This window comes from Paenibacillus sp. J5C2022, from assembly GCF_025567625.1.
Classification (GTDB): domain Bacteria; phylum Bacillota; class Bacilli; order Paenibacillales; family Paenibacillaceae; genus Pristimantibacillus.
The window spans coordinates 1-17,287 of record NZ_JAOQJC010000074.1; the positions used below are offsets into that span (position 1 = coordinate 1).

General features: G+C 51.1%; 12 protein-coding genes. 8 read left to right on the forward strand and 4 right to left on the reverse strand.

The window, feature by feature from the left end; translation table 11 throughout:
- Nucleotides 1–1,192: 1,192 nt before the first annotated feature.
- The 6 genes from M6D81_RS30675 (at nt 1,193) to M6D81_RS30700 (ending at nt 9,832) form a co-directional block, all read left to right on the forward strand.
- Entirely contained in the window at nt 1,193–3,103 is a 1,911-nt protein-coding gene (locus M6D81_RS30675; protein ID WP_262681369.1) for a ligand-binding sensor domain-containing protein, read from the forward strand.
- Between the two features lie 242 nt (nt 3,104–3,345).
- Nucleotides 3,346–4,305: an ABC transporter permease gene (locus M6D81_RS30680; protein WP_262681370.1), complete on the forward strand. Its 960-nt coding sequence runs from the start codon at nt 3,346–3,348 to the stop codon at nt 4,303–4,305.
- 12 nt (nt 4,306–4,317) lie between these two features.
- Nucleotides 4,318–5,199 carry a carbohydrate ABC transporter permease gene (locus M6D81_RS30685; protein WP_262681372.1) on the forward strand — a complete coding sequence of 294 codons (882 nt, stop codon included), beginning with the start codon at nt 4,318–4,320 and terminating at the stop codon, nt 5,197–5,199.
- Nucleotides 5,200–5,258: 59 nt separating this feature from the next.
- Nucleotides 5,259–6,812 carry an extracellular solute-binding protein gene (locus M6D81_RS30690; RefSeq protein WP_262681373.1) on the forward strand — a complete coding sequence of 518 codons (1,554 nt, stop codon included), beginning with the start codon at nt 5,259–5,261 and terminating at the stop codon, nt 6,810–6,812.
- Nucleotides 6,813–6,933: 121 nt separating this feature from the next.
- The gene (locus tag M6D81_RS30695) at nt 6,934–8,754 is read left to right on the forward strand and encodes a sensor histidine kinase (RefSeq protein ID WP_262681375.1); all 1,821 of its coding nucleotides are present in this window, start codon (nt 6,934–6,936) and stop codon (nt 8,752–8,754) included.
- Entirely contained in the window at nt 8,744–9,832 is a 1,089-nt protein-coding gene (locus M6D81_RS30700; RefSeq protein WP_262681376.1) for a response regulator, read from the forward strand. The genes M6D81_RS30695 and M6D81_RS30700 overlap by 11 nt, the downstream gene beginning before the upstream one ends.
- Nucleotides 9,833–9,839: 7 nt before the next feature.
- Here the strand turns inward: M6D81_RS30700 and M6D81_RS30705 are convergent, their stop codons facing one another.
- From M6D81_RS30705 to M6D81_RS30715, 3 genes are all read right to left on the reverse strand, one after another.
- Entirely contained in the window at nt 9,840–10,832 is a 993-nt protein-coding gene (locus M6D81_RS30705; RefSeq protein WP_262681377.1) for a Gfo/Idh/MocA family protein, read from the reverse strand.
- A 144-nt stretch (nt 10,833–10,976) separates the two neighbouring features.
- Entirely contained in the window at nt 10,977–12,014 is a 1,038-nt protein-coding gene (locus M6D81_RS30710) for an HD domain-containing phosphohydrolase (RefSeq protein ID WP_262681378.1), read from the reverse strand.
- A gap of 96 nt (nt 12,015–12,110) precedes the next feature.
- Nucleotides 12,111–12,860, reverse strand: a complete 750-nt coding sequence (locus tag M6D81_RS30715) for an RNA polymerase sigma factor (RefSeq protein ID WP_262681380.1) — start codon at nt 12,858–12,860, stop codon at nt 12,111–12,113.
- A gap of 184 nt (nt 12,861–13,044) precedes the next feature.
- On the opposite strand from M6D81_RS30715, the gene clpP reads away from it, so the two are divergent.
- Nucleotides 13,045–13,626, forward strand: a complete 582-nt coding sequence (clpP, locus tag M6D81_RS30720) for an ATP-dependent Clp endopeptidase proteolytic subunit ClpP (RefSeq protein ID WP_262681382.1) — start codon at nt 13,045–13,047, stop codon at nt 13,624–13,626.
- A gap of 933 nt (nt 13,627–14,559) precedes the next feature.
- Entirely contained in the window at nt 14,560–14,973 is a 414-nt protein-coding gene (locus M6D81_RS30725) for a hypothetical protein (RefSeq protein ID WP_262681384.1), read from the forward strand.
- A 219-nt stretch (nt 14,974–15,192) separates the two neighbouring features.
- Here M6D81_RS30725 and htpG read toward each other — a convergent pair whose 3' ends face one another.
- Nucleotides 15,193–17,073 (reverse strand): molecular chaperone HtpG, encoded by a 1,881-nt coding sequence (gene htpG / locus M6D81_RS30730; RefSeq protein ID WP_262681385.1) that lies wholly within the window; start codon nt 17,071–17,073, stop codon nt 15,193–15,195.
- Nucleotides 17,074–17,287 lie beyond the last annotated feature (214 nt).

A 17,287-nucleotide genomic window follows, 5' to 3' on the forward strand; every position in this document is an offset into this window, starting at 1 on the left:
AGGCCACATACACTAATTCGACTTAAACCCACCTTTTCGACGCTCCAGTGTTGGCCACATACACTAATTCGACTCAAACTTACCTTTTCGACGCTCTAGTGTTGGCCACATACACTAATTCGACTCAAACTCATCTTTTCGACGCTCCAGTGTAGGCCACATACACTAATTCGACTCAAACTCATCTTTTCGACGCTCCAGTGTAGGCCACATACACTAATTCGACTCAAACTCACTTTTCGACGCTCCAGCGTTGGCCACATACACTAATTCGACTCAAACTTACCTTTTCGACGCTCCAGTGTTGGCCACATACACTCCGCCAGACTACTACTCCTCCAGAAATTCCTTGTACTTGTCCGCTTTATTGCCCGTTTCCTCCAGTAGCAGCTCTTCCACACCACGCCTCCGCTCATGAAGCTCATTCAGGGACATATCCGCGTCCTTTCACCTATCTTGATTTCCCAGGAAATTCACCCGCTGCGAATGTACAAGCTCCACGCCTTCTGTGAAGGATAGTCTGATTTCTCGTTACTACTTAGCTACTAAGCAAGTAGGGGCTAATCGCTCAAAGAGAAAAGTCTGCGCTATCGCTCATTTTGCTCACATAGCCCCGTCAAGCGTGCCTTGTACCGCCGAAAAGTAGGAGCTATCGCTCAAAATGATCACATAGAATCGGAAAAATAGAGAATAGTGTGTGCTATCGCTCATTTTGCTCACATAGCCCCGTCAAGCGTACCTTGTACCGCCGAAAAGTAGGAGCTATCGCTCAATATGGTCACATAGAATCGAAAAAATAGAGAATAGTGTGTGCTATCGCTCATTTTGCTCACATAGCCCCGTCAAGCGTACCTTGTACCGCCGAAAAGTAGGAGCTATCGCTCAATATGGTCACATAGAATCGGAAAAATAGAGAATAGTGTGTGCTATCGCTCATTTTGCTCACATAGCCCCGCCAAGCATGCTTCGTACCGAATGGACCTAAGTAGTAACGATTACTCTCATCGCCTCCCCTATCCCCTGCAACAATAGCGAAGAGCTTGAACACAATACAAACTCCATAATATTGCGATACAAATCCAAACTTCATGTCATTGTATGTTCATATTAGAGTCACTACAATTAGGCCTAACGCAACTAAAATACCGCAGCATCCAATGAATGGACGTGCTGAGCTTGTGGAGGACATACCATGAACAATCGCGTGAACACTATCCGAATCGGGCCTCCAGAGTCTCTGGGAGAGCCTGTCGCCGTCCGTATCGGGCAAGCAGCCGCCTTCCTGCAACGAGAGGACGAAACAACTGAGCTGTATATCGTATCCAACGGACATCCGGCCATCTTCTATGCCGTCGAGCTGCCTTCCGGCCGTGTCGTGCATGAGTATGCCATACCGGAATCGCATGCCGTATGGGGCATGACGCTCCTGGGCAATGATGTCTACTTCTGCGCGACGGACGACGGCATACTGTACCGTTATGCAATAGAAGAGCGCAAGGTCGAGCAAGTCGGGTCATTCCCTTCGGGAGCTTTCGTATGGGATATGGGCGTGTCATCCGATCGCAAGGTGTACGGAGCGACCTATCCGCAGGCTCAATTATTCGAGTATGATCCAGAGTCCAGTCAATTTCTCGATCTGGGAAGAATGCACGAGGAACAGCACTATGCAAGAGGCATGCTGGCTCTCGGCGACTACTTGTTCGCCGGTATCGGAAGCGAATTGCATCTCATCCAATACGATCGAAGGACGAAGCAGAAGAAGGAGCTCCATGTAGAAGGCTATACGGGGTCGAAAGGGTTTATTTCCCGCATCTTCCCCTCCCCGCTTCAGCATACGATCTATTTATTCGCCGGTGGCTACAACTGCCTCGTCTACGATTACAAGAAGGAAGCCATCGTGGACTCATTCGCAGCCGGCAGCTACATTAGCGAGCCTTCTCCCGAGGACGGAGAGCAATACTATGTGCATGATGCACAGTTGTACTCCTATCATGTGCCGTCCCGGCGATCCGCCAAGCGTGCAGACCTGCCCTTGTCGACAGGAGGAATGCTTGTGAAGGACATGGCATGGATCAAGAACGGCGACGGACAGCATGCGCTGGCCATTGCAACCACCAATATGGATGTCATTATATATAACCCGGCAAGCGGCATTGGAGAAGCCCTCGAAGTGGACGTTCCCGCAAGGCCAGTCTCCATCCAATCGCTGGAATGGGATCGGGAGGAACGGTTGTACATCGGCGGCTATCATCGCGGGCTTGCGGTCTATAATATCGCAACCCGCGAAGTGGACATGAACCTGACGACTTTCCCGCAGATCGAAGGCATCGGTTTTTCCAAGGGAACGGTCTATTTGGGCACGTACACAAAAGCCAATATTTACGCCTATCGTCCCCGGATGGACACACGGCCTTCCTTCCTGTTCCAGGTCGGGCACCATCAGGATCGTCCTTTCGCCATCGCGGAAGCCGGGAATAAAGTATTCTTTGGAACTATCGCCGACTATGGGCTTCTCACCGGAGCAATGTCTATGTATGACACGACAACGGGAGCGCATGAGACTTACCCCGACCTGGTTCCCAACCAGAGCATTATCGGACTCGCTTACCGCGACGGCCTTATCTACGGCGGAACGACCAACTGGGGAGGACTGGGTATTGAGGCCGTTGAGACCGAAGCCAAGCTGTTCGTGTGGGATGTGGAGCAGAGAAAGCTGCTATACAGCTTTACCCCGGATATTCCGGGAATTGACATGCCTCCGCGCATGATCGGCGAGCTTCGCTTTGGCCCGGACGGACTGCTGTGGGGAGCCGTTGACGGCACCCTCTTCGCCATGTGCCCCGACACTCTCACTGTAACCAAGAGCAAGCTGATCGTACCGAGCGAATACAAGTACTCCCACTTGCGCCCTTACTTCTTGAGATGGAGCTCGGACGGCCTGCTGTTCGCGGGTTTGGCGAAGAAGATTATGGTCATAGACCCGGAGACGCTTGCGCACAGCATATTGGTGGACGATGCTATACCTCTTATGACACTTGGACCGGATGACCATATCTACTACAACATCGGTTCCGAGCTTTTTATGCGCAAGCGTCTTCCATAGCGACAAGACAGGCACATAGGCGAGGAATGCCCGCAATGTCCAGCCATTGACGGGTACTTTCCGCACGCTCACATACGCGACATCATACACCATTTTAAACCATTAAATCATTTTTTTACAAATCATTCATCTAACTCAATCGTAGCATCAGCATAATATTGATATAGTGAATAGCAATATCGCCTCATTGTTCGCAACTCTGTATAACGCTTACAATAAATGCAACAGAGGAGGTTTTACGAATGCGCGCACAACATGCCGTTCAGACAAAAGCAAAAAGCACAATTCAAACGGAATTTTCCACTCTGCTGAAATTTGTAGTCAGACATCGCGCCTTGTATATCATGCTTATTCCAGGCATGCTTTACTTTCTGGTTTTCAAGTACTTTCCGCTTGCCGGAAGCATGATCGCATTCCAGGACTACAACATTTTCAAAGGCTTTATGGGCAGCGAATGGGTTGGCTTCAAATGGTTCGAGCAGTTTTTTTCATACCCTAACCTGAATCGGCTGTTGAAGAACACCTTGATTATCAGCTTCTATCAAATTATTTTCACATTCCCGGCGCCGATCATTCTGGCCATCCTGCTTAACGAGCTGAGAATGCAGGGCTTCAAACGAGTCGTGCAAACCGTCGTATACTTGCCCCACTTCCTGTCGTGGACGATCGTATTCGGATTCGTCTACACACTATTGTCCGTTCAGACAGGCTTCGTCAACCAAGCGATTGAGGCCCTTGGCGGAACGACGGTCAACTTCCTGCAGAAGGCCGAATACTTCCGTACGATTATTATCTCAAGCGGCATCTGGAAGGAGATGGGCTGGAGCGCGATCGTCTTCCTGGCCGCTATTGCCGGCATCAGTCCGTCCTTGTACGAAGCGGCCAAGATCGACGGCGCCAGCCGGTTCAAGCAGTTCCTGCACATTACTTTGCCAGGCATGCTGCCCGCCATTATGATTCTGCTGCTCCTTAAGATCGGGCATATCCTGGATCTGGGCTTCGAGCAAATTTACTTATTCTTGAACCCCATGACCTTGAGCACAGGCGACGTACTGGATACTTACGCTTACCGGATCGGCATTCTGGGCGGCAAGTACAGCCTGACGACGGCTATCGGACTGTTCAAATCCGTGGTAGGCCTATTGCTGCTCGTCGTCGCCAACCGGGCCAGCAAGGCTGCAACCGGCGAAGGACTATATTAGGAGGGCGACAATATGCGAATAAAACAATCATTCGGAGAGCGCATGTTCGACGTGTTCAATGTCGCTTTGCTTCTGGTCACCTGCGGCGTCGTCTTGCTCCCGCTCATGCACGTCGTCGCAGGCTCCTTAAGCGAGACCAACGCGCTTATTCACGCCAAAGTGACCATTTGGCCTGTCGGATTCAACTTTGACAACTATATTCTGGTTTTTAAAAATCAAACGTTCTGGCAATCCTTCGGCATTACCGCCTTTGTTGTCCTTGTCGGCACGGCGCTGAATATGCTGCTGACCATTTTCACCGGATACCCGCTGTCCAAGAGCTTTTTGAGAGGACGCAAATATGTCATGCTGTTCATCGTATTCACGATGATATTCACGGCGCCGATGATCCCGTCCTACCTGCTTGTGAAAATGCTGGGCATGATGAATTCCGTCTGGGCTTTGATCATCCCGAGTGCGCTTGCCGCCTTCAATCTCATCTTGTGCATTACATTCTTCCGCGGCTTGCCCGAGGAGCTCTTCGAAGCGGCACGAGTGGACGGCATGAATGAATATCGCGTCGTAGCGCAAATCGCCATGCCGCTGTCGATGCCCATTATCGTCACTCTTGCCTTGTTCTACTCGGTAGCGCACTGGAACAATTATTATTCGGCCTTGCTCTATATTACCGATCCCGACCTGCGTCCCCTCCAGTTGTACCTGTACAACTTGCTGGCGCAATTCGACACAAGCGATACCTTAACCTACATGAGCAATACCGTTACCTATGACATCTCGCCGCAGGGGTTGCAGATGGCAACGATTATCGTAGCGACACTTCCGATCGTCATCATTTACCCCTTCATTCAGAAGCACTTTATTAAAGGAGCCATGATCGGCTCTCTGAAGGAGTAGCTCTCACATTGTTGTCAATTCGCTTGACATATATTATTCATACAGGGAGGAACAGCATTATGAAAACACAGAAAAAGTGGGTCGGCATGCTTGTAATAGCTGCCATGATGACAGCTGCGGGATGCTCCGGCACGAACGGCGGCAACACTCCTGCGCCAACAAGCAACGCATCAACCGGGAATGGAGGCGGTTCGGATCAATCGGCGGAGAAGCAAGCTTTCTCCATCTATGTGCCTGACCTGGCGAAAGCGGTGCCTAGCGGCAATCTGCTGGAAGATCCCACTATTGCTTACATGGCGGAGAAATCCGGTATTACTCCGAACATCACTTTCCTGGCCAATGCGAACTACGTCGATCAACTGAAGTTGAAATTCGCCGCATCCGAATTCCCGGATGTATACATGGGCTTCGGATTGACCCAGGGCGATGGCGCTTTGGACAACGATCTTATACTGCCGTTGAACGATCTGATCGATCAATACGGTACGAATCTGAAAGAAGTCATTCCGCAATACGCATGGGATGCCGTGACCATCAACGGGCAGATTATGGCGATTCCGGAGCCCAGCAACACGCCTTCATCCCGCTTATTCTATGTCCGCAAGGACTGGATGGATGCGGTCGGCATTGCGGAGTTCCCGACAACCTCCGACGAATTGCTTGACATGCTCCGCGCATTCCGCGACGGCGATCCTAACCAAAACGGCGAGAAAGATGAAATTCCGTTCACGATGCGCGAGAAGTTCTCCTGGACGGGCGACATGATCTGGGGGATGTGGGGGATTTCCCCTTATGAAGGCATCGAGCTTGACGGTGAAGTCGTTCCCGGATTCATTCATCCGAACATGAAGCAAGGCCTGGCCTTTATGCAAACGATGTATAAAGAGGGACTGCTGGATTCCGAATTCTTGCTGAACTCCAGCGCAATAACGCAGCAGAAAGTGACTTCCGGCGTAGCCGGCACTTGGGGAAGCACGCCATCCAACGCGTTCAACTTCCAGAAGCAGGTCTCTGAAGCTCTGCCCGGCGTTAACGTTGACGTCGTTACGATGCCGACTCCACGCGGTACAGGCTACGACGGTCCTGTCGGCTCTGTGAACTTTAAAGTGAACAAGTCCTATCTGGTCATGAAATCCGCGAAAGATCCGGCTGCTGTCGTCAAGTTCTTCGACTGGCTGTTCAGCGAAGACGGCCAGATCTTCTCCGAGATCGGCGTGCAAGGTGTGAACTATGCAGAAGAAGACGGCAAGTACTTCTATAGGGAAACCTCCGAAGCCGAAGCGAAGACCGAATGGCGGCAAGTATTTAAAATGCACGCTCATAATGAAAAAGCTTTCGCTGCGAAGTACTCCGGCGTACAATTCGAGAAGATGCAAAATGCAATTGCCATTTCAAACGAAGAAGGTATCGAGAGCTTGACGATGGGGATGCCTGCCGTTGGTCAAAATCTGTTCAACCTGTATTATGAATTCCATGAACCGGCGGCACGTATTATCGTCGAAGGAGCGGATGTAGACGAAGTGTGGGACGAGTTCGTCAAGAACTGGCGCGCGCAGGGCGGTCAAGAGCTGATTGACGAAATGACGACTTGGGTGAACGAGAACAAACAATAAGGTCGACGAAGCAGACAAAAAGAAGGACGGTCATGTCCTTCTTTTTGAGCTATTTTGATGAATGCTTCCAAACGCGGTATCATCTTAACATAACATCATTCGGACATACAGGAGACGGGGCATGAGCAAACTCTTCAAGCTGATTCGAAGCAAAATGAAATGGAAGCTGATACTTGTCATTTCCGCTTTAATGCTGTTCATAGTCGTGTTCACCGGACTGATTGTATACTCGAAAACATCGGCGATTATTAAAAATGATGTTGAACACCTGAGCAATCAAGTATTGAAGCAGGCGAATCTCAACCTGGAAAGGTACTTCAACTATTATTCGGAAGGCTTCATGCTGATGTCCTTCTCCCCGGAAATTGAAAGCTGGCTATCCGTCCAGAAGGACGACAAGATCCGGTCGTTCACCCTCTTCCAAAAAATTAGAGACAATTATATTACGCCGTATATGTATCAATATCCTGAAGTCATTGCGGTTACGCTGTATAACTCGAACGGCAACGAGATTAACTATTCCATGAAGTATGGCTTCAAGCTGGATTACAGCTTCCTTGATTCGGGACTGGAATCGTTCATGGCCTATGAGAATATCGCGGACGTGCGATGGTCCAACGACTATTACTTCGAAGGGAAAGCGATGGAGCTGCCGGTCATCACCTTAATGCGAAAGGTCAGATACGGTGACCATTCCGGCTATATGAAAAGCGACATTAATCTGAATCCTGCTCTACAACTGGTGAACGAGCTGGAGATCGGGAACAACGGCTACGGGTTCATCATTAATTCCGATGGCAAAATCATTGCCCACCCCGACCAGTCGGTTATCGCCAGTCAACTTTCAGAACCCTACCTGGATACGATACGCACCCAATCCAGCGGCAGCTTCTTCAGGAAGGAAACGAATGAAATTATTCTGTTCGGCTCCATTAATTACTTCGACTGGAAAACCGTTATCGTCGTTCCTTACAACGAGTTTGCCAGCAGTGTTTATTTTATTCGCAAATTCATGATTATGATTGCTGCGGCAGGACTGCTGCTGTCCATATTAAGTGCGGTCGCGATATCTTCTTCCTTCACGAAGCGCATTGCCAAGCTTCGCAAAACGATTAAGGAAACCTCTCGCGGCAAAATCAATATGACTGACATTGGCGGGAAGGACGAGGTCGCAGAATTAGGCAATGCATACAACGCGATGCTTGAGGATCTGAATAATACCGTCAATGAACTGGCGGATTCCAAGATTGCCGGACAGAAGGCCGTCATGTCGGCTCTGCAATCGCAGATCGACTCCCACTTTCTGTACAATACGCTGGAGCTCATTAATTCGTTGGCTTCGCTCGAAGGCCACAGCCAAATCGAGCAAACGACGATCGGATTAGCCAAAATGCTGAGGTACACCTCGGAGTATAAAAGCAGTGTTGTGCCTATCGAGCATGAGCTGGAGCATTTAAACAACTACATGGACATTATGAAGCTTCGATTGGGTGAGCAACTGGAATATGAGCTGCATGTGGATTCCGATGTACTGCAAGGTCTATGCTTGAAGGCCATTCTGCAGCCCGTCGTGGAAAACTGCATGAAGCATGCCCAGCCGGAGCTGGATCAGTCTCTGCAAATTCATATGGATGTGCTGGACAAGGAATCGGACGGTCGTTCTTACATCGAAATGCGGATTAGGGATAATGGAAAGGGCTTCTCGGCAGACAAGCTGGCCTGGATGAACGAGCAGCTCAAGCAAATCTCGCTCTCACCCTTGCATCATTCGTTCAACAATATCGGATTGCTGAATATCCACTTTCGATTGCAAATGTACTATCATCATGATCCGCTAGCGGGGATAACCGTCAGAAATCTGGAGCATGTTGCCGGAGCGGATATTACGATCACATTGCCTAAAACCTATGCAGTACAGGAGGGGAATACCGATGCGATATAGCGCCATCATCGTTGACGATGAACATCTTATCCGGTCAAGCCTGACGAAGAAGATCAATGAATTAGATGCTGTCGTCGTAGCGGGTACGGCAGAGAACGGTGTGAAATGCCTGCAATGGCTGGACGAATGGCACGCCGATATCTGTATTACGGATGTGCGAATGCCCCATATGGATGGATTGGAGCTTCTGCGGCATATCAATGAGAACTACCCCTGGATGGCTTCGATCGTCATATCCAGCTACGAAGAATTTACGTATGTGCGTTCCAGCTTGCAATTGAATGCGATTGATTACGTCCTGAAGCCAATCGACCGCAGCGTGCTTCAGGAAGCGATCAACAACGCTGTCTCCAAGCTGAGCGAGAAGCGGAGACACACGGCTATGTCCATCGTGATCAAGAAGCTTCCGCATCACGAGAAGCAGCTTGATCAGTGGATTGAGATGGCTCGAACGATCCAAGTCGAGCAGATGTACATCACAGTCACGGATACATTGATGATGTTCGAGCAATGGGCAGGCAGCGACTACTACCTGCTCGGAGATATCGCAATCGTATGGATCGAGCTGCTGTTGGAACGCATAACCAAGGAGAAAAGCATGCTCGAGCTTTCGCGGCTTCCGCTCGCGGATATCGTTAGCGAGCCAATTCCCGCCGCCCATAGAAGATTCATCTTCCGATTGGTGGCAGTCGGCTACTTGGAGTACGGCGCCAAGCAGCTATTCGAGGCTATGCGGGTGCTCAAGTCGCAATCGCTTCATCCTAGCGTAGAGCAAGCAAGGCTGTATCTGCAAGAACACTATGCGGAGAAAATCAATTTGCAGGAAGTAGCGGATGCCGTAGCGATGAGCAAAACGTATCTCGCCAATCTGTTCAAGCAGGAAACCGGCGTTACGATATGGAACCATCTGGTGGAAATTCGGATGAAGCACGCCCGCGACTTGCTGCTTAACAGCTCGTTGAAGAGCTACGAAATCGCCTATAAGGTCGGTTACGAGAACAGCATTCACTTCTCCAGGCTATTCAAGGAGCAGTACGGACTCACTCCTGCCGAGTATAAAAAAAGATTCACGGAGTAGAGGGGGATTATTCGCCGGGATAAGCCAATCCCCATTGGGCGCGTATCGCATCCATCGTCTTCATAATGATAAGCGTCTCGTCGAGCGGCATCACGGCGCTCTCCAGCCGGCCTTCGCGCAGCGCGTCCATTGCTTCCATCGCCTGATACGTATAGCCGAAAAACTCCCGGTCATCCTGGAACGTAACGGGCTCCGCGTCCTTGACATACAACGTTGCGGATCGGGCCGCAAGGAAGGACGGGATATGAATCTTGCCTTCGGTGCCGAATATCCACGCTTCATTGTTCAGCGACAGCCTGACGGCGCCGTGCAATGTCGCTGTAAGCCCGCTGTCATAGTGGAATAGCAGCGAGAAGCGCTCATCCACTCCCGACTCACCCAGCCGCCCGCTGCTGGATATGCGGTCCGGCTGCTTCCCTCCTGCCAGCATGGAAGCGAGCGATACGACATAGATGCCGGTATCCAGCAGCGCTCCGCCGCCCAGCTCCCGCTTCAGCAGCCTGCTCTCCGGATTCCATCCGCCGTCGAAGCCGAACGCCGCTTGCAGCAGCTGCACCTCGCCGATCTTCCCTTCTTCCAGCCATTGCCGGACCTGCACGATAGGAGGCAGGTAACGTGTCCACATCGCTTCCATCAGGAACAAGCGGTTCTTCCTCGCATAGGCGATCATTTCCTCCGCTTCCGCCGCGTTGACCGTGAACGGCTTCTCGCACAAGACGGCTTTGCCTCCGCGCAGACACGTCATCGCGTTATCCTTGTGCGCAGGATGTAACGTTCCTATGTAGACGAGATCGATATCGGGATCGGCCGCCAGCTCCTCGCAGCTTCCGTATGCCTTCGGAACGTCGAATTCCTGTGCGAAGTCCTTCGCCTTGTCCAGAGCTCTTCCCGCGACGGCCGTCAGCTCCGCTCCCTCTGCGAACTTCAGATCCGATGCGAATTTCCGGGATATGCGTCCCGGTCCCATAATGCCCCATCTAATCGCTCGCTTGTTACTCATCCCTAACCACCTCTCTCCCATTTCCCCCTATTATACCGAACGATTGGAAGCGCATACAGCTTTATTTGAATGTCCATTTCACTTCGGTCCTATAAGTTCCTCGCAATAGAAATGAAGCCGCCCCTCTCGGGACGGCTATGCCGACTATTGTGAGGCGGAAGCAACCGCCAACTGATGCCGCAGCTCGCTCTCCAGCAGCGTATCGTCCTCGTATAAGGACAAGAAGGATTCCACAATCGCAGGGTCGAACTGACTGCCGCTCTGATCCTTCAAATATTGCAGCGCGGCATCTGTGCTCCACTTCTCCTTGTAAGGACGCTTCGACGTCAGGGCGTCGAATACGTCCACGACACTGACGATCCTCGCCTCGAGCGGAATCCGGCTGCCGGACAGGCCGTAAGGATAGCCGGAGCCATCCCATCTCTCGTGGTGATGGAGGATGATATTCTTGGCTGTGGCGAATTCATGCTCGAACAGCTCATCGTCCAGCTCCACATTCACCTTGTCGAGAATATCCACGCCGATCTGCGGGTGCATCTCTACAATCTTGCGCTCGTAGGACGCCAGCGGCCCCGGCTTGTAGAGGATACCCTCCGGCACGGCGGACTTCCCGATATCGTGCAGAATGCTGGAGTGCGCGATCTGGGCTTGCTTCCGATCGCTCAAGCCAAGCTCCGCGAGCTCGTTATGCCGAATCACAAGCTTCTCCGTCAGCTTCTGAACCCGGAGCAGATGCTCTTCAATGCCGGGATCGCGAATCTCGCAGGAGACCGCAAGCACGCGCAGCAACGAGCCCTGAATGCCTTCAATCCGATCCTCGTCGAGGTAGAAGCCCCGCTCCAGACGCTCCAGCTCGCGGAACACGCCGACGAAGCAAGTGGCGTCCCCTACGACGAACGGCGTAATGGTGATGGAGGAATGCCATAGCTGCCCATTCTTCTTCCGGTTCGTGAACACGCCCGACCAGGCATTCCCGCCGTGAATCGCTTCCTTCATCTGGTCATAGCTCAGTCTGGGGGTGAACGGGGTGCGCAGAATGCCCGCCTTCTTGCCGGCGATCTCATGCTGGGCATAACCCGTTATGCGTTCATATGAAGCATTCACCGCTATAATTCGGTGCTGCTCGTCGGTAATAATAACGGCGTCTCCCAACGCCAGGAACATTCGTAAGCTTTCTTCCACGCTGATTCACTCTCGCTGTTGTTGTATTTCTACCTATCATAACAGATTTGAATCAGCATGCGCTCCATATTTTGTCTCGAAATCAGCACATATACGTTACGCCGACATCTGGAGCGTGCCGCCGCCGCTTATGTGCGGATTCGCCCCGCTGAGCGACATCGTTGCCGGCATGCGGCTGCCGATCGCCGAGACGGTATAATCGGAGCTGCTGCTTCTATAGATCAAGCCGATCAGCGCGAAGGTATCGCCGCGCTCATAAGCTTGGACCAGCTCTCTTAGCAGCCGTTGACGCTCCTCGTTCTCAATTGGCCATCCTTCTTCATCCCGCAACCGCTCGCGCACCTTGTGCAAGGACTCCCGCGCACGGTGCAATGCCGCCTTCACAGCGCCGCCGCTCTTGTCAAGCAACTGTGCCGTCTCTTCTATTGAATAGCCCAGCACCTCCCGGAGCAGGAAGACGCTGCACTGCTGCGGAGTCAGATGCTGAAGCAGCGACTGGAATGCCCTCTCCATCTCCAAGCTGCCGATGTGATCGGAGACATAGCTGTTCTGGTCACTTACGCTTGCCAGCCGGGCCAGCTTCCCCTTGAAGACAGCCGAGCGCCTGCAATGGTCTATCCATTTATTCCGTGCGATCGTAATGAGTAATGCTTCGGGGTTGGTGTGCTTTAGTCTGCTCATCACATCCAGCGCCTTCAGCCACGTCTCTTGAGACAAGTCCTGCGCTTCCCATTCCGATCCCGTCATGGACAGGCAGTAGCGGTAGAGCGACTTTTGCAAATCGTCCATATCCTCAATTCCGACCGCCCTGCCTGCTCTCTTCTTCTCATCAAGCTGTTGCGTCACATGATCCCTCCTAATCGCAGCGGCATTAACTTGCAACAGTAGCTTTTACTCCGTAAACGATTAAGGCTCTGCGGAAGATACGCTTCCTTGCATATAATATTGTATGCTTCTGAGCCGTATCCTTCAACGCCTCGCGTTCGTCTGCCTTATGCAACATCAAAAAAAACATGTTGGAGGGAACGAGATGAACCATATCCCCTATGTAGTAGAACAAACGAACCGAGGCGAGAGATCGTACGATATCTACTCCCGGCTGCTGAAGGACCGGATTGTGTTCGTTAGCGCTCCGATTGACGATCAGATCGCCAATAGCGTCATTGCCCAGTTGCTCTTCCTTACTGCGGAAGACCCCGACAAGGACATTCATATGTACATCAATAGTCCCGGAGGCTCCGTCACGGCAGGGCTGGCGATCTTCGATACGATGCAGTATATTAAGCCGGATGTCAATACGATCTGCACCGGCTTTGCGGCATCGTTCGGCGCCATTCTGCTGCTTGCAGGCGAGCGGGGCAAGCGCTTCGCGCTTCCCAACAGTGAAATAATGATCCATCAGCCCCATGGAGGCGCGCAGGGTCAGGCAAGCGATATTGCGATATCCGCGAAGCGGATTCTTGCCAACCGGGAGAAGCTGAACCGGATAACCGCCGAGCGCACGGGCCAGCCGCTGGAGCGCATCGAGAAGGATATGGATCGGGACTTCTTCATGTCCGCCGAGGAGGCGCTAGAGTACGGGATTATCGACAAGATCATAACAACCCAGTAGTAGCTCAAGCTTGCTGAGGGGCCGCGCTTTGGCATTGCTGCTCGAGCTTGCAGCGGGGCGGCATGTTGGACATGTAACTCGAGCTGCAGCGGGGCGGCACAATGGTATTGTTGATGCCAGTTGCCGCCCCTTTCGCTTTTCTTCCCTGCCATCATGACGCCTCTCTCATCCCATATATCCCCTTAGCGCCTTCAAGCTACAACTCCGCTTATCCACACCGCCACTTTTTTCTTAACATGCTACCGTTCTACTTCTCCATTCCTCCATACCTCCATCCCTCAACTCCTCACGTTCACTCTACTTCGCCACAGCCGCTCGACCGCTCCTCACGTTCACTCTACATAAACTCGCCAACTGGATTTCATGCATTTAATTTTCCAAATTATACCTAATTGTCGCAATCAACTGGATTTCATGCAACTAATTGACTGATTATCGGGGAGTTTGAGCTATTGGGACGAAATGAACTGTATATTTTCCACTTGCAAGGTGTGAAGAGGGCAAGTTCAGCATAAAATAACTGCACAAAATCCATTTGGCACCCACCCTCTACATGCCTCTACATGCCACTACAAGTCCTACATACCACTACAAGCCACTTACAGCTACTACAAGCCACTTACAGCTACTACAAGCCACTAACATGCCTCTCCATACCTCTACAAGCCACTACAGGCCTCTCCATACCTCTTCAAGCCACTTACAGCTACTACAAGCCACTAACATGCCTCTACATGCCACTGCATGTACATCTCTCCCTGTCTATCATTTGACTGCCATCTGCTTACCTCCCCTAATCTACCATCCTACGCAACAAGATATTCTAGCATTCTACCTACAGGATGTCCGCGAATGGTGCTAGACAAGAGTACAAGCAGTTGGTAGAGCCTTCGCATAACTATATAGTACATCACGAGAAAAGAAGGTGAGACAATGTCTAAAAACAAATTGCTGTTCAGCACGCCGCCGAGAGGCGTAGCGCTTCGTCCGGGAACAAGCAAAATTTTGACTAGACAACACCATCATCATCATCATGATCAAGACCAGGACGACGACAACGTCATGGACAACATGGGGATCGATATCAGCAAATACGAAATCATTCGCTTATTCGCCAGAAACCGCAGCAGATCCGCAACTTGCGTCTGGTTCACGCTCCTGGTGTCGCAAGACGGCCGCTTCGTGGCCAAATTGGATAAAGTAAAGCTGGCGCCAGGGCAATCCTATACGCAAACGTACAGTGTTCCCGGTCAAACGCTGGACATCAAAGCGACAGCAACAGCAAAACGTAATAGCCGCTACTGTGGTGTCGATGTAGTGGACGTACAAGTATACGGGCATAAATAATACCTGCGGCTAGTTCATAAGCTATGCATGGAGGGCTGGCATATATAGTCGCACAATGAACGTATAAAGTCCCTTGCGGCAAAAGTACGGCCAAAGGGACTTTTTCCACTGCCATGCAAAAACCCGCCACGGACGATCGTCCATGACGGGCTTTTTACTATTGGCTTAGTTGCAGTTATCCAGTTAAACCATCAGTGTGGCGGCAGTTGGGCAGTCCCGTTATACCATCACTTTGCAAATGCTGTTCGTAAATTCGACTGGATCTTGAACAGTAAGTCCTTCGATAAGCAGAGCCTGGTTGTACAGCAGCTCGGTGTACAGATTGAACTTCTCCTTGTCGGAGCCATGGGCAGCCTTCAGCGATTGGAACACGTCATGGTTGACGTTGATCTCCAGCACTTTATCCGCCTGAACGTTGCCGCTGTCCGGCATCGCCTTCAGAATCTTCTCCATCTCGATAGAGACATCGCCCTCTGTGGACAAGCATACCGGGTGACTCTTCAGGCGCTTGGATGCTTTGACGCTCTTCACCTTGCCCGTAAGCAGCTCGCCCATCGCTTCGAACAGTTCCTTGTTGTCGTTCTCTTCCGCATCGGAAGCCTGATCAGCACTGGAGTCAATGCCGAGATCGCCACTGGACACGGATTTGAATTCCTTCTCCTTGTAGTTCATGATCATCTTGATCGCGAACTCGTCGATATCGTCCGTGAAGAACAGAATATCGTAGCCTTTGTCCGCTACAACTTCCGTCTGCGGAAGCTTCTCCAGCCGCTCGACAGAATCGCCTGCCGCATAGTAGATATACTTCTGATCTTCCGGCATAGCAGCTACATACTCGTCCAGGCTGATCAGCTTCTTCTCTTTGGAAGAGTAGAACAGAAGAAGATCCTGGAGATCACCTTTGTTCATGCCGTAGTCGCTGTACACGCCATACTTCAGCTGGCGGCCGAATGCGCTGTAGAGCTTCTCATACTCCTCGCGCTCGTCTTTCAGCATTCCCTGCAGCATGCTCTTGATTTTATTCTTGATGTTCTTCGCGATCAGCTTCAGCTGGCGGTCGTGCTGCAGCAATTCGCGGGAGATGTTAAGCGACAGGTCTTCGGAATCTACCATCCCCTTCACGAAGCTGAAGTAATCCGGCAGAAGATCCGCGCATTTGTTCATGATCAATACGCCGTTGGAATACAGCTCAAGCCCCTTCTCGTATTCCTTCGTATAATAATCGAACGGCGCACTCTCCGGCAGGAACAGGATCGCATTGTACACCACCGCGCCATCGGCGCTAATGTGCAGATGCTTCAGCGGCTTGTCGAAGCCGTAACGCTTGTCCATATAGAAGGCATCGTAGTCTTGCTTCGTCAGCTCGTTTTTGTTGCGGCGCCAGATCGGCACCATGCTGTTGACCGTCTGTTCTTCCTTCACTTCCTCGAGCTCTTCTTCTTCGCCTTCTCCCTTCGGACGCTGCGTCGTTACATCCATTTTGATCGGATAGCGAATGAAGTCGGAATACTTCTTGATAATCGCTCTTAGACGATACTCTTCCAGGTACTCATCGTACTGCTCATCTTCGGTGTTCTCCTTGATCTTCAACACGATCACGGTACCGACAGTATCCTTCTCGGCAGCTTCAATTGTGTAGCCATCAGCTCCCTTGGAGTGCCATTGATAGGCTTCGTCGCTGCCCAGCGGCTTGCTTGTTACCGTCACTTCGTCGGCAACCATGAAGGCGGAGTAGAAGCCTACGCCGAACTGACCGATAATATTGTGGCCATCCTTGGCTTCATTCTCTTGCTTGAACGCCAGCGAGCCGCTTTTCGCAATAATGCCGAGATTGTTCTCCAGCTCTTCTTTCGTCATGCCGATACCTGTATCTGTAATCGTCAAAGTCCGGCTGTCCTTGTCAGCGGTAACTTTAATGAAGTAATCTTCCTTGTTGAATACGAGCGAGTCGTCGGATAATGCCTTGTAGTAGATTTTATCCATCGCATCGCTTGCGTTGGAGATTAGCTCCCTCAGGAATATTTCCTTTTGGGTGTAGATCGAGTTGATCATCATTTCCAGCAGCCGCTTGGATTCCGCTTTGAATTGCTTCTTGGTCATGAATTGCTCTCCTCTCAGCATTGAGTTTGCATCATTCGTTTGTTTTGCAGATTCACTTGATTAGCATGATGAGCATGTTTCGTTTTTCATGCCTGCCTTTAGCACTCATATTGTATGAGTGCTAACACTTCTTCTTATATACCATAACCTCTTTTTTCATGTCAACCATATGGGACAAATGTCGTGAGAAAGTGAGCATAATGAGCGATTATAA